Genomic DNA, 22,249 nt, shown 5'->3' on the forward strand with positions numbered 1-22,249 from the left:
CAACTTCCGTAACCCTACTGTTACGAATCTATAGAAACCAATAACTGACAATTCCTCCTGTGACTACAAGTCACAGGAAGGGATTCGTGCACCTGAAATATGGGAAATATAAAAATGAAAGCAATGACAAAACATGCAGTTACTTTACTTGCTCTTTGTGTTTCTGGCGTCCTACACGCAAACGAAAATACAACATCAAGCTGGTCTGAGCGCAACCCTATCGTCTTCTGGGGAGATAGAGCCAATGAGGACTGGAGCTATGTCGATGGTCTAGACGAAAGTCAAAAAAGCTTTTCAGAAAAACTCAAACGCTTGGATATTGATGACAGTGGTGACTGGAAAGTCTCATTTAGCGGTAATGTAAAAGCCGCAGTCGATAACCGTTGGAATCACATGTACGACGGAGAAAACCGCAAGAAAAATGAACTGCGTACTCGCATGCAATTCTCCACCGATGTGACTTACCAAGACTGGATGCGTGTATTTGGTGAAATTCGAACCAATTACACTAACCTCGATAGTCCGGGTCCAGTAGACGATGCCGGTACTGACTTCCACCAGTTGTTTACCGAATTCAAATTACTCGATGACGGTGAGCAATACCTAAGTACCCGCCTTGGTCGCCAAGAAATATACTTAAATGAATGGCAAATGATGAACCGTGAACCAACGCCAGTTCAATCAAGTTGGAATGCAGCCAGCGCAAAATACAGCGTAGCAGGCATCAATTTTGACGCATACTACGGCGAGGAAGTATTCCCTCTCTACAAAGATGGCAGCTTCGGTGGTAACTGGGATGATAAAACCAATGGCAAAAAATCGACCGGCTTATTCGCTAATTGGAGAACTGACTTCGGGGCAATGCAAGCCTACATAATGAGTAATAAACTCACCAATGAAAGCTTTGTTAATGCACCAGATGGTGACGTCGACATTCAAGTTTTAGGCTTACATGCCCATGACTTTGTGAGTGAAGGGTTTGGTTACATGCTCGACGGTGTTTACCAATTTGGTGATCATGCAGGTAAAGATATCTCAGCCTACATGGCTTATGCCGATTTGAACTACAACTGGAAAGCAGACTGGAACTATCGCTTAGGTCTGAACCTACATTACGCATCAGGTTCAGATAAAGACAGCGACAAAGTGAACACGTTTAACCCTTTGTGGACAGGTGACCCACTGGGTTTCGCGCATGATGGCGCTTACGGTAACGCAATGCAGGTCGGTTCTTACACTGTGATTGAGTATCAGCCGAAACAATCCATCATCGCTGGCTTTATGTCGACATGGCGTGCCAACACAGATGATGCAATCTACACACTCAACCAAGATGTATTATTTGGTGCAGAGTCTGACGAAAAATACGCTTACACCCAGTTCTATCTGCAATTCCATAATTACATCACAGGCAACTTAAAGTCTGAGTTAAATATGTACTACGCATTAGATAGCGACTACACACGTGACGTAGTCGGCAGTAGCAGTGATGACATTTCTCGTGTTGAAATAGCACTGATCTATAACTTCTAACACTGCTTATCAGGTTAGTATGTTACTAAATGAGTTCGCCCAGCAGTGCTGGGCGAATTTTTTAGATCATCATATTTCAGTTAATTGAATTACTCATCCGGCTGCTTGGTTCGAAGATCCACATATGGCCAGTATATGGTGCCCTACTCGAATCAGCAGCGTGGCTGCGGCTAAGATAAACGCAGCAACAGACAACCAAACGATGAGTACTGCATCCAACTCTTTCATGCCCAGAGTAATGTAACGAGCAATCGCCATCATCGCGATGTAAATCGGATATCGAACCGGGATCTTACCGTTCATCACAAACTGCTGAACCATCGCCAACACTTCTAAATAGATAAACATCAGAAGAATATCGGTCAATTGCACTCGACGTTCAGCAAAAACATGCATGAACTCTTCGACCATCGCAAACAAGGTCGCGAGCGTGATCGCCACCAGTAATACCGCTTCCATAATGTGAAATACTTTTAAAAACGGCTTACTAAAAGATTTAGGTAAGTGAGAAGGCATAGTCACTCTTCAAAAAATAATTAATCCAGTCTCTACATTAGCATGCGCTCTAAAGAAGCGACGAATACAAAAATGGCCCCACATTCGCTGCAGAGCCATCGACTTGCTTTTTACTTAGCAACTTTCTAGTGGCTAACTAACCTTACAAGAGAATCAGATAAGTTAAGAACACTACACACAGGCCGTAGATCAATGGGTGCACTTCTTTACGCTTACCTGCAACAACCATTGTGAATGCGTAGCTGATGAAGCCCATCGCCATGCCGTTTGCTGGAGAGAAGCTTAGCACTGTGAACATGATGGTGAAGAAAGCTGCAATGCGTGACTCTTTCTTTTCCCAGTTAATCTGACCAAGACGACCCACCATGTAGATGCCTACCACAACCATCGCAGGCGCGACCATTGCCGCTGAGAAGATAGAGAAGATTGGGTATAGGAATAGAGACACTAGGAATAGGCCAGCCACCATGACTGCCGCTAAACCTGTTTTCGCACCTTGAGAAGAGGCAATACCCGATTCAGAGAAAGCAGTAATCGATGTGGTACCTAGAATTGAACCAATCACAGTACCGCCCGCATCAGCCACTAGCGCCGATTTTGCATTCGGCACTTTACCGTCTTTGTCGATGATACCGGCATCACGGCCAACACCCACAATCGTGCTCAATCCATCGAAGAAATCGACAATCAAGAAGATAAGTACGATGAACAACAAATCGAACATTTTCTCAGGCGTAAAAGCTGAGAAGTCAAAGATAGCGCCAAAGCTGCCTGCCATACTTGGTGGCATTGAAACGAATTGGTCAGGGATTGGGGCGTTTGATGTGCCCATGAATACATCAGCAAGAATGGTCAGTACGATAGCTGAAACAAACGAGATAAACGTGGCCAACTTAATATCACGAACCATACAGCCCAATGCGATGAAGATGCTCACATAAGCGATGATCACTTTTGGATCGGAAATGTCACCTAAACCAACCAGTACGAACGGGTTAGAAACGATGATACCCGCATTCTTAAGGCCTAAGAAGGCAATGAACAAGCCGAGAGACACAGTAATCGCCAGCTTCAAATCTTCAGGAATCGATTCAATCATCGACTTACGGATATTAGTCAATGAGAAGGCAAGATAAAGAATACCCGATAGGAAGATGCCAAATAATGCTTCATTCCAAAGTACCGCCACTGAACCACTTAACAATAAACCTTTGAAGAAGCCATTCATGCTCATGCCAGGTGCTAGCATGACTGGATAGTTACCCCAAATGCCCATGATAAGCGTTGCAATAGCAGCAGAAAGAGCGGTCGCCGTAAAGACTGCACCTTTGTCCATTCCCGGAATGCCACCCAAAATTGCTGGGTTAACTGCCAAGATATAACTCATCGCTAAGAAGGTAATAAAACCTGCGTATAGCTCAGTGCTGATCGTGGTCTTTCTCTCTGAGAGTTTGAACATGGTGTCAAGTGAGCCAGATGTCTTCTGGGCTTTCAGGGTGGAGTCGGTATTCACAACAAAACCTATGTATTAAATTAAGAAATTTGAGATTCAAATGCTGTGAGAATAGAGGGATCTCTACACTAAAAACTGTAGTCACCAAGGTAGGCTCGGTAGTAGAAACATTTGATCCATTTCATCAAACATATACAGCATTTAATCGTTTGCGCGGATTGTAAGGGTTGAGATTAAAACTTCAACAAATTTTGTTCAGATCACATAAAAAACTGAACATGATCAGTCATTACATTTATAGGAAGATCAGACAAAGGATCATTTGAGAATAAATAACGATCAAGCCAGTTGTTCTCAATCATCTAAATATGCTACTCTTCGCCTCCATTTTTCTGACCTAATTTTCACCAGTTGTCTCTATTAGTTTTACTTGTTATCCCTTTTTAGATGCAACCATCGGAACAAAAATTAGAGTCAGTGCTATCTTTTATAGTGTCGGTTTATCGCCCTCACTCAATCCAACCAACAGTGGAAATATACAGATGGGCAAAGGTACTCTTTACATCGTATCTGCACCTAGTGGCGCAGGTAAGTCGAGCTTGATCTCAGCAATGCTAGAAACCAATCCAACCTACGCAATGAAGGTATCTGTTTCACACACCACTCGCGGTATGCGCCCTGGTGAAGAAAATGGTGTTCACTACCACTTCGTAGAGAAGCATCATTTTGAAGACCTTATTAATAAAGGTGAATTCCTAGAGTACGCTGAAGTTTTCGGCAACTACTACGGTACTTCACGCGTTTGGATTGAAGAAAACCTAGACCGCGGTATCGATGTATTCCTAGATATCGACTGGCAAGGTGCTCGTCAAATCCGTGAACAAATGCCTCAAGCGAAGAGTGTCTTCATTCTTCCACCATCAAATGGTGAGCTAGAGCGTCGTTTAAATGTTCGCGGCCAAGACAGCGACGAAGTTATTGCAAAACGCATGAGCGAAGCAAAATCAGAAATTTCTCACTATGCAGAATATGATTATGTGATCGTGAATGATGACTTTGATGCAGCCCTAATGGACTTCAGAGCTATCATTCGTGCGGAGCGCTTAAAAGAAGATAAGCAAGCAGCAAAATACAGCGGCATGCTTACAGCACTACTAGCGGAATAATCTCTGATACCAATCGTAGTAAACAACTGGTCATTCTAGCTTGTGAAAAAGCCTGATAACGTCGTTAGAATTTTTGATTGTAGGGTCACTACTTATCGAAAAATTCTGCCTTGTTCTCAAACTTTTGTTCGGCGCTATCTCTGAACACTTATTTACTGTGATTGGTATAACTGGATTTTCCATTGAGATAAGTATACGGTGAACTAGAAAGTCTCTAGTTAAACTTGTATACTTTCTCGTCATCAAAAATTTATTAGTTAATTACTATTTGGAGTCCTCATGGCACGCGTAACTGTTCAAGACGCTGTTGAAAAAGTTGGCAACCGTTTCGACCTAGTTCTTATTGCGGCTCGCCGCGCACGTCAAATGCAAACTGGCGGCAAAGATTCACTAGTGCCTGAAGAAAACGATAAGCCAACGGTTATCGCTCTTCGCGAAATCGAAGAAGGTCTTATCACTAAAGACGTACTAGATGCTCGTGAGCGTCAAGAGCAACAAGAGCAAGAAGCGGCTGAGCTTGCAGCAGTAAGCAGCATCGCTCACACTCGATAGCTCGCAATCGTTAGATCACAGCCGCAAAAAGCGTCATTCGAACTAATTAACCTTCCGGGCCTTTAATTTGTATCTATTCGATAGCCTCAAAGACGTTGCCCAAGAATACCTAACAGAGCCTCAAGTTGAGGCTCTGCGTCAATCTTATGTGGTAGCGAGAGACGCCCATGAAGGGCAAACCCGTTCAACGGGTGAACCATACATTATCCACCCTGTAGCTGTTTCAAGAATCCTGGCAGAAATGCGTCTGGATATCGAAACTCTGCAAGCAGCCTTACTCCACGATGTAATTGAAGATACTGAAGTTACAAAAGAGGAGCTAGAAGCTCAATTCGGCAATACCGTTGCTGAACTGGTTGATGGTGTATCTAAGCTGGATAAGCTTAAATTTCGTGATCGCAAAGAAGCGCAAGCAGAGAACTTCCGTAAGATGGTTCTCGCGATGGTGCAAGACATCCGCGTTATCTTGATCAAATTAGCTGACCGTACTCACAACATGCGTACGCTTGGGGCACTTCGTCCTGATAAGAAGCGTCGTATTGCTCGTGAAACCCTAGAGATTTATTCTCCGCTAGCTCACCGTCTTGGTATTCATAACATTAAGACAGAACTAGAAGAGCTGGGCTTCGAAGCCCTTTATCCTAACCGTTATCGCGTCCTGAAAAACGTAGTGAAAGCTGCGCGTGGTAACCGTAAGGAGATGATCCAACGTATCCATAGCGAAATCGAAGGCCGCCTTGAAGAAGTCGGTTTGCCTGCTCGCGTACTTGGTCGTGAAAAGAACCTGTTCTCCATCTATAACAAGATGAAAACCAAAGAGCAGCGCTTCCACACCATTATGGACATCTACGCTTTCCGCGTGGTGGTTGATACACCAGATACTTGCTATCGCGTACTTGGTCAGGCCCACAGCCTGTACAAGCCCCGTCCTGGCCGCATGAAAGACTACATTGCAGTACCGAAAGCCAACGGCTACCAATCTCTGCACACGTCAATGATCGGCCCTCACGGGGTGCCAGTTGAGGTCCAGATCCGAACTGAAGATATGGAGCAGATGGCAGATAAAGGTGTCGCGGCGCACTGGTCTTACAAAGGCAATGGCTCACGCAGTAGCAACGGGACAACCGCACAGGTTAAAGCACAACGTTGGATGCAGAGCTTACTTGAGCTGCAACAAAGCGCAGGTAACTCATTCGAATTCATTGAAAATGTTAAATCTGATCTGTTCCCAGATGAGATCTTCGTATTCACGCCGAAAGGTCGCATTGTCGAACTTCCAGCAGGCGCAACAGCAGTCGATTTTGCTTACGCGGTACATACCGACGTCGGCAACATGTGTGTCGGTGCTCGTGTAGACATGAACCCTTACCCACTCAGCAAATCGCTGAAGAATGGCCAAACTATTGAGATCATCAGTGCTCCGGGCGCACGTCCGAACGCAGCATGGCTCAACTATGTAGTGACCTCACGTGCGCGTACGAAGATCCGTCAGGTTCTGAAAACGATGCGTCGTGAAGAGTCGATTACCCTTGGCCGTCGCCTACTGAACCATGCACTTGGTGAACACTCTATTGCCGATGTCGGTCAAGAGAATATCGAACATGTATTGTCTGATCTACGTCTCGATAACATTGAGGACTTGCTAGCATCGATTGGTCTTGGTGAGCTGATGAGTATCGTTATTGCTCGTCGTTTATTGGGCGATGCTGACGAACTGACTGAAGTGGCAAACAACAGCGATACACCTAGGAAGAAATTACCTATCCGTGGTGCTGAAGGCCTATTACTGACGTTCGCCAACTGTTGTCACCCGATTCCAGATGATCACATTATTGCTCATGTATCTCCAGGTCGTGGTCTTGTGGTACACCGAGAAACGTGTCCAAACGTTCGTGGTTACCAGAAAGAACCGGATAAATACATGGCGGTTGAATGGTCTGACGATTACAACCAAGAGTTCACTGCTGAACTCCAGGTCGAATTACAGAACCATCAAGGTGCACTGGCTGAGTTAACTAACGTTATCTCGAAAACAGGCTCGAACATTCACGGTATTTCAACCGAAGAACGTGACGGACGCTTGTACACAGTGACTATCTTGTTGACCACGAAAGATCGTGTTCATTTAGCGAGCATTATGAAGAAGCTACGTGTGATGCCACACGCGCTCAAAGTAAGACGTCGTAAGAACTAACGTTCGAACTTATTAGCAACTTTGCTAAGAATTGAAATCCCCTTAATGCTTTATCGCTTAAGGGGATTTTTTTGTGGCTGCGATTCTAGAGTTCCCCTAGCTTCATGCTATTCATGCCTGTACAAAAATCCAGTAAAATGCTTGAATAGATTATCTCTCTTACGTTTATGAGCCTTGTTATGTCACAGCTTTTATCTGCTATCCCTCTCAACTCTTTATCTGGAGTCGGCGCAAAAGTCGCAGAGAAACTGGAAAAGGTTGGGCTTAACAATGTACAAGACCTACTGTTTCACCTACCACTACGTTATGAAGATCGAACGCGTATCTATCCAATAGTAAAACTGCACGCTGGTCTTTGGGCTGCGGTGCAAGGTAAGGTAATGCACGTCGATACCATTTTTGGTAAACGTAAGATGTTGGCGGTAAAAATCAGTGATGGTAACGGCACCATTACCCTACGCTTTTTCAACTTCACCGCCGGTATGAAGAATAACTTTGCCGAAGGCAAACAAGTCCATGCCTATGGTGAGATCAAGCGCGGTAATATGGGGCTTGAGATCGTCCATCCGGATTACAAATTCTTTGCACCAAGGCAGCAACCAGATGTGGAAGCGAACCTAACTCCGGTGTACCCAACCACTGAAGGACTAAGACAAGTCACGCTGCGTAACCTTACCGATCAAGCTCTAGAGTTAATCGACAAGGCCGCGGTTAATGAGCTTTTACCATCAGGTTTATACGACCACCAAATTACCCTCGCACAAGCACTGCATACCATTCACAAACCGCCTCCAGGGATTGACCTAGAGCTGTTTGATGAAGGCAAGCACCCCGCGCAACTGCGTCTAATTATGGAAGAGCTACTGGCTCAAAACCTGTCGATGTTGTCTGTTCGCAGTAAAGGGCAGCAAGACAAGGCAATGCCTTTTCCTCCGGTGAACACCCTCAAAGATAAGCTGTTAGCTCAGCTGCCGTTCTCGCCAACCAACGCACAAGCACGAGTAACCAAAGAGATCGAAGCTGACTTGGAAAAGCCGCACCCTATGATGCGTTTAGTACAGGGTGATGTGGGCTCAGGTAAAACCTTAGTCGCGGCACTCGCGGCTGTTCGTGCACTCCAACACGGTCAGCAAGTAGCACTGATGGCACCAACTGAACTACTCGCAGAACAACACGCGATTAACTTTGCCAACTGGTTTGAGGCAATGGGTATTCAAGTTGGATGGCTAGCAGGTAAGCTCAAAGGCAAAGCTCGTGAAACTGAGCTAACACGTATTGCCAGCGGCGAAGCGCAAATGGTGGTCGGTACTCATGCGCTATTTCAAGAGCATGTCGAATTCAAAAACCTTGGCTTAGTGATCATTGATGAGCAACACCGATTTGGTGTCCACCAGCGACTAGAGCTGCGTGAAAAAGGCGCGAAGCAAGGTTATTACCCTCATCAGTTGGTGATGACTGCTACGCCAATTCCACGAACACTTGCGATGACGGCCTATGCCGACCTTGAAACCTCGATTATTGATGAGTTACCACCGGGGCGAACCCCAATTCAAACCGTCGCGATTCCTGATACCAAGCGCGATGACATTGTTGAACGTGTGAAAAATGCGTGTCTCAATGAAGGCAAACAAGCTTACTGGGTGTGTACGTTGATCGATGAATCGGAAGTACTGGAAGCTCAAGCTGCAGCGGATACGGCAGAAGAGCTGCAACGCAAACTGCCCGACGTAAAAATTGGTTTGGTTCATGGCCGAATGAAACCCGCAGAGAAACAAGCGGTGATGCAGGAATTCAAAGAGAACAAACTGCACCTGTTAGTTGCTACAACCGTGATTGAAGTAGGTGTGGATGTACCGAATTCAAGCTTAATGATCATCGAGAATCCTGAGCGTCTTGGTCTAGCGCAACTCCACCAACTGCGTGGCCGTGTTGGCCGTGGTTCAGTCGCGAGCCATTGTGTACTGCTGTATCACTCCCCACTCTCTAAAACCGCTCAGAAACGCTTAGGAGTACTACGTGAAAGTAACGATGGCTTTGTGATAGCTCAGCGTGACTTAGAGATCCGTGGCCCCGGTGAACTGCTTGGCACTAAGCAAACAGGCTTGGCTGATTTTAAGATTGCCGACTTAGTCCGTGACCAACGTTTGATACCTGAAGTGCAGCGTATCGCGCGTCATCTTCACGATAGCTACCCAGACAACGCCAAGGCGATCATCAACCGCTGGCTGGGTGAGCGCGATGTGTATTCTAAGGCGTAATTCGCCCTCATATCTTGCTTAAAACGTAAAAAGGCTTCTACAAGGAAGCCTTTTTCGTGCGTATAGCCTAAGGTTTCACAGGGAAACTGATCTGCGCCTTCAAGCCACCCTCACTGCGGTTATTCACCACCACCGCACCTTGATGCTGACTAACAATACGTTTCACGATCGCTAAACCTAAACCTGTCCCTTCACTACCACGAGCCGTGTCACCACGCGTGAACGGTTCAAACAACTTCCCGATCTGGTCTTGTGGAATACCCGGACCGTTATCTTCTACCGTTACCCAAGCCAGTTTGTTATCTGCCGTCATGCCAGTCGATACTTTGACCCAACCATTACCGTAGCGTAGCGCGTTCACCACCAAGTTACTCACTGCACGCTTCATCGCGATCGGGTTACCCAACGCAGGTTTCATGGTTTCTGGAATATCGGTTTCAATCTGAACCTCATAGCCACCTTCAGAGCTAGAGACCTCGCGCGCAATATCATCAACAAATACCGCCTGGAATGAGTCTCGATCAACAGGCTTTAGGTAATCCATAAACTGACTGATGATCTCATTGCACTCTTCAGTATCACTGATGATCCCTTCCGCTAGATAACTGTCTTCTGGCGACATCATCTCAGTCGCCAAGCGAATACGCGTGAGTGGTGTACGCAGATCATGGCTGATACCCGCCATGAGTAGGGCTCTATCTTCTTCGAGTTCTTGAATGCCCTTCGACATCTGATTAAAGGCTCGAGTTACCGAGCGAATCTCTTGTGCACCTTGCACTGGAAGTGGCGGTGGAATATCACCACGCCCAACACCTTGCGCGGCTTTCTCTAGGGCTATCAACGGCCGATTTTGCAAGCGGATAAACAGCCAACCACCAGCAACAATCAACAACGCCATGATCAGGCTGTTACGAAATAGAGGCGCAAAGTCTTCTTCTTGCAGCTCAGATAGGGGAATACGAATCAAGGAGTTAGGCAACTGCGCAATGTCCATCCACAACACGTAACTTTCTTTGCCCAAAACCAATCGCACTTCGGTTTCAGAGCCGAGCTCTTTGGTCATCTCCTCACTCATCAGGTCTATCGCGACCGCATGGTAGTACTCGCCCGACGCTTCACGGTCCTTGGCATGAACCGTAACCCCGAGCTGCTCAAGTACACGCTGACGCAGTGGCGCATCAATCTCGATATCACTGCCTTGGTCCAATACTAGGTTTAGTTCGTGAGCCAAAATCTTATTAAACTGCTGCAAACTCGGCATCAATGCATAATTGAACACCGCGTAATAAGAAAAGATTTGGCTAGCAACCAACAGGGTTAAGAAGAGCACTATCGACTGAGTAAAGGAGCTACGTATGCGCATAGAAGACCTAAAGTGAGGGATGATAAAGGGATATAGTGGGAACTATAGCTGTAATACCAATCACAGTAAGTAAATGATCATAAATAGCGCCGGAAAAAGGCTTGAGAACAAGGCTGCAATTTTTGATAAGTAGTTATTTTACAATCAAAATTTCTAACGAAGTTATCGAGCGTTTTAACAAGCTAGGATGAGCAGTTATTTACTACGATTGGTATCTCTCATTGTGCTGAATACAAAACGGGCCATCGCATATTAATGAGATGACCCGTAAATAAAGAATTCTGAATCACACAACGAGCAAAGCTAGATTACACAGCTTTGCCATCTGGAACGAATACATAACCCAAGCCCCACACCGTTTGGATATAACGAGGTTTACTTGGATCTTCTTCTACTAGACGACGCAAACGCGAAATCTGGACATCGATAGAACGTTCCATCGCTGAATACTCACGGCCACGAGCCATGTTCATCAGCTTATCGCGAGACATTGGCTCACGAGCGTTAGTGACCAGTGACTTCAGAACCGCAAATTCACCTGAGGTAAGAGGCATAGGCTCTTCACCGCGGAACATTTCACGTGTACCTAGGTTTAGGCGGAACTCACCAAACTCAACCACAGACTCTTCTGTGCTTGGCGCGCCCGGTGCTTCAATCACTTGGCGACGCATTACCGCTTTGATACGAGCAAGCAGTTCACGTGGATTAAATGGTTTTGGCAGGTAATCATCAGCACCCACTTCCAAACCCACAATGCGATCCACTTCGTCACCCTTTGCTGTAAGCATCAGGATTGGTAGCGAGTTGTTTGCGTTTCGTAGACGACGACAGATCGAAAGACCGTCTTCGCCCGGCAACATTAAATCCAATACCATCAAGTGAAAGTTTTCACGGGTTAACAGGCGGTCCATCTGCTCACTGTTTGCCACGCTACGCACTTGAAAGCCTTGCTCTGACAGATAGCGTTCTAGCAGTGCACGTAAACGAGCATCGTCATCGACCACTAAAATTTTGTAGTTTTCTTGCATGTAATGGTTCCACCTATTAAAGCTTAAACCTAAGGTTAAGCATTCTTGGTACATTGTATATTGGTATAAGACATTAAAAATGTAACATTATTGAGGGAAAAGTCGCCTAAATAATTGTTAACGTATGTTGCCTTTCTATATATTCTATCTTAGATCATCATTTCATTAAGTCAGATTTATGAAAACCAAACTTATCACCCGCGAAGGTTATAACAAACTCAAAGCAGAACATGACCACTTATGGCACGAGAAACGTCCTGAAATTACTAAGATAGTCACTTGGGCTGCAAGCCTTGGAGATCGTTCAGAAAACGCAGATTACACCTTCAATAAGCGTTTGCTTCGTCAGATTGATCGCCGAGTGCGTTTCCTACGCAAATTCCTACCAGATGTCACTATCGTGGATTACTCGCCACAACAAGAAGGTAAGGTATTTTTCGGTGCTTGGGTCGAGATTGAGAATGATGATGGGGAAATTAAGAAGTTTCGAATTGTCGGCCCAGAAGAGATCTACGGCGATGCCAAAGGCTATATCTCTATCGACTCACCAATGGCTAGAGCTATGCTCAAGAAAGAAGTGGATGACGAGTTTACGGTAACCACACCGGAAGGCGACAAAGAGTGGTTCATTAACTCGATTCGCTACGCAGACGACGAATAATCAAACCTAATAAACACTTAGCGATGAGCTAAGTGTTCAGCAAACCCAAACGCCAGATAAAAGAAAACCCCGCTAGGCTTTCGCCTGACGGGGTTAAGTCTCTATCGCAGCAATCCGGCTACTGTTTATCTCTTCGAGATAAGGTGCTCCCTGCATCTTTCCTTGATAGTGGCTAAATCCTTTAACCAATTTCCTTTTTGTTCATCGCCATCCTAGCGGTGTCCATTCTAGCCTGTCATCCTGACTGGCGAATCTCATCCAGAGGTTATCACTTCCTTGCTGACCACTCATCCTAAGTAATCAAATCTTCATCCTGAAGATACCTAGTCCATTAGGCTTTTTCCTGTTCCTGCCAACTCCCTGTCGACAAGTTAAATATTACGGTATTTGGGCGAGTTTCCTAGACAGTCCCAAAAAATATTTCAGGCGAGAAATACGCCCACAAACACACAAACAAATAAAATCAGTAACTTAGATTTATTTTAAGACGATTTCATCGATTTAAAGTGACTTAGTCGCACACCACGTGTGAGAGATCTCGCACAAAGTGGGTATCAGAAACGGAAATTGGACTTCTGACAGGATAATTACACAGTCAAAGCTAGAAAAAGCGTACGCTCACCCCCATGTATTTGTCATGATATTAAATAAGAGATTCATCGGATGAGCCAAGCTATCTGTCGACTGATTGCTGAAGAACTGAATGTTCGTTCAGAGCAAGTCACCGCCGCAGTAAACCTAATTGACGACGGTAATACCGTTCCCTTTATTGCCCGCTACCGTAAAGAAGTCACGGGTGGCTTAGACGATACCCAACTACGTAACCTTGATAGTCGCCTTTCATACCTTCGCGAGCTAGACGATCGTCGCCAAACGATCCTAAAATCGATTCAAGACCAAGGCAAGCTCACGCCAGAACTGGAGCGTGATATCACTCAAGCCGACAGTAAGACTCGCCTAGAAGATCTATACCTGCCATACAAACCAAAGCGTCGTACCAAAGGTCAAATCGCAATCGAAGCAGGCTTAGAACCACTTGCCGATACACTTTGGAATGAACCACAGCACGATCCTGAAACCGAAGCCGCTAACTTCATCAGCAGCGATAAAGGCATTGCTGATACTAAAGCCGCACTCGATGGGGCACGTGCAATCGTGATGGAGCGTATTGCAGAAGACGCAAACCTACTTGAAAAGATTCGCCAACATCTAACACGTAACTCTGAGCTCGTTTCACGTGTCGTGGCAGGCAAAGAGCAAGCTGGCGAGAAGTTCAAAGACTATTTTGAACACAACGAAACACTCAATAAAGTCCCTTCTCACCGTGCGCTTGCCATGTTGCGTGGCCGTAATGAAGGCTTCCTAACGTTGGCAATGAATGCAGACCCAGAACAAGAAGAAGGCGTCCGTGGTTCATACTGCGAAAACATCATCTCTGAACACTATGGTATTACCCTGAGCAGCGCTCCTGCAGATGCATGGCGTAAGCAAGTGATTAGTTGGGCATGGCGTATCAAGGTTTCTATGCACATGGAAACTGAGTTGATGGGCGCGATGAAAGAACGCGGTGAAATCGAAGCGATTGAAGTGTTCGCAACCAACCTTAAAGACTTGCTAATGGCGGCGCCTGCTGGCCCTCGTGCAACCCTAGGTTTGGATCCGGGTTTACGTACTGGTTCGAAAATCGCCGTGGTGGATTCAACCGGTAAGGTTCTGGCAACAGAGACCATTTACCCTCACCCACCTCAAAAGCAATACGACAAATCTGCACACGTTGTTGAGCAGATGGTTCGTCAATACAATGTTGATTTGATTGCGATTGGTAATGGTACGGCTTCACGCGAAACCGACAGCTTTGTTGCTGATGTGATTAAGCGTGGCAACCTAACAGCACAGAAAATCATTGTTAGCGAAGCGGGCGCATCGGTTTATTCTGCTTCTGAGCTAGCGGCAAAAGAATTCCCGAATATGGATGTCTCGATTCGTGGTGCGGTGTCTATTGCGCGTCGTCTACAAGATCCACTGGCAGAACTAGTGAAGATAGACCCTAAATCGATCGGTGTGGGCCAATACCAACACGACGTTAGCCAAACTATGCTCGCTAAGCGCCTAGATGCGATTGTCGAAGACTGTGTAAACGCGGTTGGTGTTGATGTGAATACCGCTTCTGCTGCGCTTCTAACCCGCGTAGCTGGTCTTTCTAACACCATCGCTCAAAACATCGTGGATTTCCGTGATGAAAACGGTCGCTTTGAAGCCCGCACTACCTTGAAGAAAGTCGCTCGTTTAGGGCCAAAAGCCTTTGAACAGTGTGCTGGCTTCCTGCGTATCATGGATGGTAAGAACCCGCTAGACGCATCATCGGTTCACCCAGAAGCTTACCCATTGGTAAAAACCATCGCCGAGAAAAACCAGAAAGACATCAAGTCTCTGGTAGGTAACACAGACTTCTTACGTGGCTTACATGCGGTTGATTACACTAATGAGAATTTTGGTGTACCGACAGTAACCGACATCATCAAAGAGCTGGATAAACCGGGTCGAGATCCTCGTCCTGAGTTCAAGACTGCGACGTTCGCCGATGGCGTAAATAGCATGTCTGACTTGGAACCTGGCATGATCTTAGAAGGTGTGGTTTCAAACGTGGCAAACTTTGGTGCGTTCGTAGATATTGGTGTTCACCAAGACGGCTTGGTACACATTTCAGCGCTGACCGATCGCTTTGTCGCTGACCCACGTGAAGTGGTGAAAGCGGGTGATATCGTGAAAGTGAAGGTGATGGAAGTGGATGTTCAGCGTAAACGTATTGCACTAAGCATGCGCATGAAAGATGAGCCTGGACAAGATAACCGCGCACAACGTTCAAGTGCACCTCGCACACAAAACCGCCCGAACCAAAACTCACAAGGTGGACAACGCCGTCGTGAGGAACCACAACAAAACGCGGCGATGGGTGGTGCATTCGCTGCTGCTTTTGCAAAAGCGAAAAAGTAATCCGTTAACTCGTCTGCAAAACAGATATGCTTAAAACAGAAAACCTGCATCCCTTAGGGTATGCAGGTTTTTTTATTATGTGTTCAAAAGAGACATCGAAGCTTGGTTGTATTCTTCGTGCTTATACTCAAAATAATTGGAGTTGCAGCTAGGCAACAAGTAAGTTCATCCCTATGAGCATAGAGGTTCTATGTGATTAGGGTGAACTTACGCAGTTAACAACGCTGCAGCTTCAAGTATGAAGAGTATAACTATAATACGACTAACATCTCTGACGGAGCATGAGGCGCAACAGCATGACCATAATGATATTTTATGACCTTACGTCGTTTCTCCATCTGTCCCTCCTGAATCGCCGCATCTAAAACATGCTTTGGCAGGCGGAAACGCATGGTATAGCCCTTTCCTTGATCAGCACTGTATGTTCTCAGAGCCAATAAGCTGAACAGCCTGTCAAAAGGATCTTGTGGCTTTTCATGGCTAACCGAATTGGCCTCTGACTCGTTCTCCATTTCATAACCTGGATGGTCTGAAGGATCCCAAGCCGACTGCTGCCTTCGTTTATCGTCTGATTTTACCTTACGCTCTGCATTGGTTCTCGCCAATGCTACTGCGGGAGCAACAGGTTCTCGGACTCTATTATCACGCGCAACTTGCTCTGTTTGCACATTAACGGACGGGGCGATTAGTGGCACACTTACTGCAGTTGCAGGTGACACAATCATCGCGAACTCTCCTCAAGAATCGCCCATCACTGTTGCCATAACACTGTCGTACTGAGTCAGCACAACAGGCATAGCCCAACTTACCGCAATCAACTCATGAGAGAGTGAGGTCTGAGTATCATGCAATGCCTTGGTGTTATACCAATCGTAGTAAATAACTGCTCATCCTAGCTTGTTAAAATGCTCGATAACGGCGTTAGAACTTTTGACTGTAGAATAACTACTTATCAAAACTACTTGTCAAAAAAAAGCAGCCTTGTTCTCAAGCCTTTTTCCTACGCTATTTTTGAACACTTACTTACTTACTGTGATTGGTATTAGGTTATATATCGACCAATCCGGCAATAAATTTAGTGATTATTTTTGCGCGAAGCTAACTAGTTCACTGCAAAAGGCATCGGCTTCTGTCATAAACGGCGCATGTGAAGACTGCGTGAATATATATTGCTCGGTATGAGGCAGCGCTCTACCCAGATCTTTTGCTACCTTGATTGGCACCAATCCATCCAGTCGCCCGTATAAACGCAACATAGGCACTGAAATCTCCGGCAGTTGTTCACGCAAGTCAACATCAGACAGCATCTTTAAGCCGGCTAATAAAGAATCAGGATTCGGAAGCGGACGAGACAGTACCGCTTGCTTGAGTTGTTTTACATCTTGCCTTGCAGAAGGGCTGCCCATGGCTTGCAGTGCCATAAAGCGTTCGATAGTAGTTTGGAAATCTTCAACCAGCTGTTCGGTAAATGCGCTTAATACGTTTGGCTGAATGCCTCGCCATAACACGGGTTCTTTTGCAGCGGCGAATTTAGGAGAACTGGCAACAGTCACCAATTTGCTTACGTAATCTGAGTGATGCAAAGCCATGTGTGTTGCGACCAAGCCACCCAGTGACCAACCGACCCAAATAGCCTGCTTTGGAGCTTCGGCCAACAGTTGCTGAGCTATCTCTTCAAGATCTTGAGCGTGGCAATGAGAACTGTGTCCATACCCAGGAAGGTCAACAACATGCACTCGAAAATCAGCTTCTAACGCATCAACGGTTTGTTGCCATACCGCACCGTTCATTCCCCAGCCGTGAACCAACACTAAATCAGGCCCTTGCCCAGAAACATGCCAATATAACGTGTCACTCATTCTCGATATTCCCTACTTTTTCCATCAGCGATAATCCGCGCTTTTCAGTATTGTGAGTAAAAGGAACACCATAACCCAAAAGCATCACGAGCTATGTTATCCGATTGGCTACAAAAACACACATCACGTCTGGTCACACCTCAATGCGACCTGTGTAAGCTAGATAAGTCGCACAGCGATACTCACCCTAGATGGTGTAATTCTTGTCTCAAACTCTTTGATCCAGTTCCTCGCTGCCAACGATGTGGTTTAAAAACGCTGCTCACAGTAGAGCAGTGTGGGCAATGTTTATCACAGCCTCCACCTTGGCATCGTCTCTATTGTGTTGGGGACTACACCTTTCCAACAGCACGTTACATTCAGCAAATGAAGTACGCCGATAAGTTTTGGTTTGCACGCGATCTGTCAAAGCTATTGGCCTCACGTATCGAGTATCCTGCTTCGATGATCACCAGTGTCCCTCTACATTGGCGTCGATACATTCACCGTGGCTTTAATCAAAGTCAGCTGCTCGCTAATTACACAGCTCAAGAACTTGGCGTTAAAGATGAGGTGCTGTTCCGTCGAATTCGCTCAACAGCTTCTCAGCAAGGGCTAACTAAATCCGCACGATTGCACAATCTAAAGAGTGCTTTTACGCTTCGAAAACAAGACTTTCAAGGAAACATCCCCTCTCACGTCGCGATAATTGATGATGTTGTAACCACCGGCAGTACTGTGTATCAATTATGCCAATTACTACTTGAAGTAGGTGTGAAAAGGATTGATATTTACTGCATCTGCCGCACTCCTGAGCCCTCTGGATAGAAGCTGTGAATCGCTACTTGTACAGCAATCCAACAAAAAAGGGCTGAAATACAAGTCTGACAGGAGTAGAATGGCGCTAATAACCTACAAATCTACTCAGGTATTCGTCGTGTCAAATATTACTATTACAGAAACAGCTCAAACTCACTTTGCCAATCTGCTGTCACAGCAGCCTGAAGGTACAAACATTCGTGTGTTCGTGGTAAACCCAGGCACACAAAACGCTGAGTGTGGTGTTTCTTACTGCCCAACAGATGCTATCGAAGCGTCTGATACAAAACTGTCTTTCGAAGCATTCTCTGCATACGTAGATGAGTTAAGCCTGCCATTCCTAGACGAAGCTGAGATTGACTTCGTGACTGACAAAATGGGCTCTCAACTAACACTTAAAGCACCAAACGCTAAAATGCGTAAAGTATCAGACGACGCAACTCTGATAGAGCGTGTTGAGTATGCAATCCAAACCCAAGTGAACCCACAGCTTGCTGGCCACGGCGGTCACGTTAGCCTAGTAGAGATCACTGAAGAAGGTGCTGCTATCGTTGCATTCGGCGGTGGTTGTAACGGTTGTTCTATGGTTGATGTAACGCTAAAAGAAGGCATCGAGAAAGAACTTCTTCAACAATTCGAAGGTGAATTGACAGCCGTTCGTGATGCAACTGAACACGATCGCGGTGAGCACTCTTACTACTAATCATTTTTACTACTAGGCACTTTACAACTAAGTGCTCCTACGGCTAAGTACTCATACAGTCTTAGCCAGTAGGTAGTTAAAGATTCAATCAAAAGGTTGATGCGCAAGCATCAACCTTTTTTTGTGTTTAAAACAGCAGAAGCACTCCTGAACCGTATATTTCCCGTTCAATGCCAACAATAGTGAGGCGTTACCATTTGCAGTAAGGTATTCAAGTGATCGCAATCGGTTCCTGCTCCAATAATTCTAGGATATGAAAGCTAGGATCTAGGAACTCACCGTCATTTCCCCTATATTAGAATGACTTTATAAGAAAGAATTCCAATGAGTTAAGGAGTGAGCGCAATGACAAAAAGGACCAAACCAGAAATTTTGGCTCAGCAAACTGTCGCTCAATCAAAACTGTTCTCTATCGAGTCTCTCGATTTACGCTTTTCAAACGGTGAAGAGCGCACTTACGAACGTATGAAGCCCAGCGGCCGAAACGCAGTCATGATGGTTCCGATTACTGAACAAGGCGATATTCTGTTAGTGCGTGAATACGCTGCGGGTACAGAGCGCTATGAACTCGGCTTCCCAAAAGGTCTAATTGATCCAGGCGAACAACCAAATGAAGCCGCCGTTCGTGAACTAAAAGAAGAGATTGGCTTTGGTGCCAACAAGCTGACTCCTCTAAAAGAAGTGATCCTTGCACCCTCTTATTTCTCTAGCAAGATGACGCTGTTTATCGCAGAAGAGCTCTACCCAGAGAAACTAGAAGGTGATGAACCAGAGCCACTAGACATTGTGCGCTGGCCACTTGCTCAAGCCGAAGAACTGTTAACGCATCTAGACTTCTGTGAGGCTCGCAGTATTACCGCCCTACTATTAGCCCTTCGCGTATTAAACAATAATTAAAACAGTCAGAATCACTCGAAGAGTAAGAGAATATTTATGCCAATAACAAAAGATTTGTCTCACCTGCTGCCCTCTGTCATTGAGATTGCTCGCTCTGCTGGGCAACTGATCTTAGAGATCTACGAGAAAAAAGATTACGAAGAGTTTACCAAGAGTGATGATACGCCCGTCACTAGTGCTGATCTCGCCGCTCATAAACTGATCTCGAAAAAACTTAGCGAACTGACACCTGATATTCCGGTGTTATCGGAAGAAGCCGCTGATATCAGCCTAGAGCAACGTTCTCAATGGGATCGCTACTGGTTGGTTGACCCGCTGGACGGAACACAGGAATTCATCGCACGAAGTGGCGATTTCGCGACAATCATAGCCCTAATCGAACACAACAAGCCGGTAATGGGCGTCGTGTACGCACCGGTTTCAGGTGTGAGTTATTACGCTTACAGTGGTAAAGGTGCATGGAAAATTCCAGACCTTAATGACAGCGTTAAAATCAAAACGCACCGTCACGAGCTACCAAACCAATCGATCGCGATGGCAATCAGCCGTCGCCAAGACATCAATCGTATCACTAATCGTATGAGCTCTGCTTGGAACTACGACTTAGTTCCTCTTGGCTCTGCTGCGCTTAAGGCATGTTTAGTCGCAGAAGGTGCTGTGGACTGTTATCTACGTATTGGACCAACCGGAGAGTGGGATACCGCAGCAACCCAGTGCATTGTTGAAGAAGCTGGCGGACGAATCTTAAGTACCCAGTTAGAGCCGCTTTCGTACAATGAAAGAGAGACGCTTGAGAACCCGAACTTCATTGTACTTGGTGATGCTGACTTACCGTGGGCAGAAATCTTACAAGGCAAAGACTAGGCTTGTTTGCTCTCTTTAACCGTCAGATATCCTCTAGATTCTCAGAACAAATAAAACGGGCACCTCACTGAGGTGCCCGTTTTATTTATATTTCGTCGTTTAGTAACCCTTAGCTATTTAGCTAAAAACGGCCTTGATAAGTAAATTGGTATTTACCTTGGCTATCAGGGTTGCCCAACCACTTAAGCTGACTCTGCATCGCAGGTGGGAATTCAGCGCCCGGCTTAAACCATGCAGCCGAGGTGTAGCTTTGATTTGGCGTTACACTCGCAGAAAACTCACTATCAACTTGAGCACTCTTCTGATTACCTTTCGCTGAAACAGTGCTGTTTTCACAACTGATGTCAGCAATCACAGGGCCAAAATCTAACGAGCCAACCGGAGAATCAACCGCAGCGCCCGACCAAGCAAGCGTACCTTCACCCGATTGACACCAAGGTTGAGCATGAACCGCATGTTTGATAGTCAGTTCAACTTGTCCTGCAATAGACACTGGCACTGGGATAGCAGGCGCATACTTCATCACGTTACTAGCTGGCATTGATGCCACTAAGTTTTCCGTGTAAGCACCGCTCATGCTATACCCGATAAGCCCTTTACCAGATAAGTTCATGTCGCTGTTACGACCAAAGCGAATTGCAAGTTCTGCTTTGGCTTGGAATAGTTTAGAGAACTGGAAGTCCCACTGCACTGAGCCGTAATTGACACGCTGCCACGCAATATTGTTAGCGCGACCTTGCCAAACCGTACCCTCAACACCTTCAATGCTTAAACCACGTACAACGGGCGCATGTTTGAGAACAAAAGAAGCCGGCAAGTGCAGCAACAAACTTACCGAGAAAAAAACGATAAAGATGCTGCTAAATAACAAACCATACTTAAAAGATAAACCGCGTTTCACATTAACCTCATTTAAACTGTAGTCGGTTGACGTCAATAACCCCAAGGCTATCAGAGCGATCAATATCCATAAACTCAACCTCAACACCCTGCTTTTCTTTCAGGTATGTCAGCCAATCAACAAATTGATTAAATGGCAAAGGTTTAATCCACACTTGCAGCATCTCGCCACGTGGTTGCACTCGTATCAATTCAATCTTGAAGCGACGCATAGATGCGGGCACGGATTGATTCAGAGGCTGACTAGCACTAATGCCACCATTGCCTCTTAGTTCAACCACCTCATTGGCTTTATTGGTAACCCAAGCCAGTAGTTGCTTTTCACTTTGAATGCGACTCTGTGCCAGTTCAGCTCGCTGACTGAGGGGCTGTATTAGCCCCCAATAAATGATACCTACTACCAATAAAATTGAGCAACCAACGACTAATCGTTGCTCTCTTTGACTTATTGAAGTCCACCACGCTTGGAGTGGCTCAATTATATTTCTCATCACTGATCTCCTTGCGCAG

General features: G+C 45.8%; 18 protein-coding genes, 1 pseudogene and 1 riboswitch. Of the genes and pseudogenes, 11 read left to right on the forward strand and 8 right to left on the reverse strand.

Going from position 1 to position 22,249, the window contains the following annotated elements:
• Positions 1-114: 114 nt before the first annotated feature.
• Entirely contained in the window at positions 115-1,533 is a 1,419-nt protein-coding gene (locus ACED28_RS04975) for an alginate export family protein (protein ID WP_009847995.1), read from the forward strand.
• 89 nt (positions 1,534-1,622) lie between these two features.
• Here ACED28_RS04975 and ACED28_RS04980 read toward each other — a convergent pair.
• Positions 1,623-2,049 (reverse strand): annotated as a pseudogene (locus ACED28_RS04980) (phosphate-starvation-inducible protein PsiE).
• A 142-nt stretch (positions 2,050-2,191) separates the two neighbouring features.
• Positions 2,192-3,562, reverse strand: coding sequence for an NCS2 family permease (locus ACED28_RS04985; RefSeq protein ID WP_009848001.1), 1,371 nt, complete (start codon positions 3,560-3,562; stop codon positions 2,192-2,194).
• Between the two features lie 58 nt (positions 3,563-3,620).
• Positions 3,621-3,720: riboswitch (purine riboswitch) on the reverse strand.
• Between the two features lie 324 nt (positions 3,721-4,044).
• On the opposite strand from ACED28_RS04985, the gene gmk reads away from it, so the two are divergent.
• From gmk to recG, 4 genes are all read left to right on the forward strand, one after another.
• Entirely contained in the window at positions 4,045-4,668 is a 624-nt protein-coding gene (gene gmk, locus ACED28_RS04990; RefSeq protein ID WP_009848002.1) for a guanylate kinase, read from the forward strand.
• Between the two features lie 279 nt (positions 4,669-4,947).
• Entirely contained in the window at positions 4,948-5,220 is a 273-nt protein-coding gene (rpoZ, locus tag ACED28_RS04995; RefSeq protein ID WP_009848003.1) for a DNA-directed RNA polymerase subunit omega, read from the forward strand.
• A gap of 67 nt (positions 5,221-5,287) precedes the next feature.
• Positions 5,288-7,414, forward strand: a complete 2,127-nt coding sequence (spoT, locus tag ACED28_RS05000; protein WP_012603022.1) for a bifunctional GTP diphosphokinase/guanosine-3',5'-bis pyrophosphate 3'-pyrophosphohydrolase — start codon at positions 5,288-5,290, stop codon at positions 7,412-7,414.
• A 179-nt stretch (positions 7,415-7,593) separates the two neighbouring features.
• Positions 7,594-9,672 carry an ATP-dependent DNA helicase RecG gene (gene recG / locus ACED28_RS05005; RefSeq protein ID WP_371709429.1) on the forward strand — a complete coding sequence of 693 codons (2,079 nt, stop codon included), beginning with the start codon at positions 7,594-7,596 and terminating at the stop codon, positions 9,670-9,672.
• Between the two features lie 67 nt (positions 9,673-9,739).
• Here the strand turns inward: recG and envZ are convergent, their stop codons facing one another.
• Positions 9,740-11,035: a two-component system sensor histidine kinase EnvZ gene (envZ, locus tag ACED28_RS05010; protein ID WP_371709430.1), complete on the reverse strand. Its 1,296-nt coding sequence runs from the start codon at positions 11,033-11,035 to the stop codon at positions 9,740-9,742.
• Between the two features lie 308 nt (positions 11,036-11,343).
• Positions 11,344-12,063, reverse strand: coding sequence for a two-component system response regulator OmpR (ompR, locus tag ACED28_RS05015; protein ID WP_009848007.1), 720 nt, complete (start codon positions 12,061-12,063; stop codon positions 11,344-11,346).
• Between the two features lie 178 nt (positions 12,064-12,241).
• On the opposite strand from ompR, the gene greB reads away from it, so the two are divergent.
• Positions 12,242-12,724, forward strand: a complete 483-nt coding sequence (gene greB / locus ACED28_RS05020) for a transcription elongation factor GreB (protein WP_371709431.1) — start codon at positions 12,242-12,244, stop codon at positions 12,722-12,724.
• A 663-nt stretch (positions 12,725-13,387) separates the two neighbouring features.
• Positions 13,388-15,718 (forward strand): Tex family protein, encoded by a 2,331-nt coding sequence (locus tag ACED28_RS05025; RefSeq protein ID WP_371709432.1) that lies wholly within the window; start codon positions 13,388-13,390, stop codon positions 15,716-15,718.
• Positions 15,719-15,969: 251 nt separating this feature from the next.
• Here ACED28_RS05025 and ACED28_RS05030 read toward each other — a convergent pair whose 3' ends face one another.
• Both ACED28_RS05030 and bioH read right to left on the reverse strand, forming a co-directional pair.
• The gene (locus tag ACED28_RS05030) at positions 15,970-16,443 is read right to left on the reverse strand and encodes a hypothetical protein (RefSeq protein ID WP_009848010.1); all 474 of its coding nucleotides are present in this window, start codon (positions 16,441-16,443) and stop codon (positions 15,970-15,972) included.
• Positions 16,444-16,800: 357 nt separating this feature from the next.
• Positions 16,801-17,577 (reverse strand): pimeloyl-ACP methyl ester esterase BioH, encoded by a 777-nt coding sequence (gene bioH, locus ACED28_RS05035; RefSeq protein ID WP_009848011.1) that lies wholly within the window; start codon positions 17,575-17,577, stop codon positions 16,801-16,803.
• A 93-nt stretch (positions 17,578-17,670) separates the two neighbouring features.
• Here bioH and ACED28_RS05040 point away from each other — a divergent pair, with 93 nt between their 5' ends.
• The 4 genes from ACED28_RS05040 to cysQ all read left to right on the forward strand — a co-directional run bounded on the left by ACED28_RS05040 (position 17,671) and on the right by cysQ (position 20,839).
• Positions 17,671-18,384, forward strand: coding sequence for a ComF family protein (locus tag ACED28_RS05040; protein ID WP_371709433.1), 714 nt, complete (start codon positions 17,671-17,673; stop codon positions 18,382-18,384).
• Positions 18,385-18,493: 109 nt separating this feature from the next.
• Positions 18,494-19,078: a Fe-S biogenesis protein NfuA gene (gene nfuA, locus ACED28_RS05045; protein ID WP_009848013.1), complete on the forward strand. Its 585-nt coding sequence runs from the start codon at positions 18,494-18,496 to the stop codon at positions 19,076-19,078.
• Positions 19,079-19,423: 345 nt separating this feature from the next.
• Positions 19,424-19,975, forward strand: coding sequence for an ADP compounds hydrolase NudE (gene nudE, locus ACED28_RS05050; RefSeq protein ID WP_009848014.1), 552 nt, complete (start codon positions 19,424-19,426; stop codon positions 19,973-19,975).
• Positions 19,976-20,011: 36 nt separating this feature from the next.
• A complete protein-coding gene (gene cysQ / locus ACED28_RS05055; protein WP_009848015.1) occupies positions 20,012-20,839 on the forward strand; it encodes a 3'(2'),5'-bisphosphate nucleotidase CysQ in 828 nt (275 codons plus the stop codon).
• A 121-nt stretch (positions 20,840-20,960) separates the two neighbouring features.
• On the opposite strand, the gene ACED28_RS05060 is transcribed toward cysQ, so the two are convergent.
• Both ACED28_RS05060 and ACED28_RS05065 read right to left on the reverse strand, forming a co-directional pair.
• The gene (locus ACED28_RS05060; RefSeq protein ID WP_102257549.1) at positions 20,961-21,740 is read right to left on the reverse strand and encodes a type II secretion system protein N; all 780 of its coding nucleotides are present in this window, start codon (positions 21,738-21,740) and stop codon (positions 20,961-20,963) included.
• A gap of 7 nt (positions 21,741-21,747) precedes the next feature.
• Positions 21,748-22,230 (reverse strand): type II secretion system protein M, encoded by a 483-nt coding sequence (locus ACED28_RS05065; RefSeq protein WP_009848017.1) that lies wholly within the window; start codon positions 22,228-22,230, stop codon positions 21,748-21,750.
• Positions 22,231-22,249: the final 19 nt, after the last annotated feature.

This window comes from Vibrio sp. 1F253, from assembly GCF_041439295.1.
Taxonomy (GTDB): domain Bacteria; phylum Pseudomonadota; class Gammaproteobacteria; order Enterobacterales; family Vibrionaceae; genus Vibrio; species Vibrio tasmaniensis_A.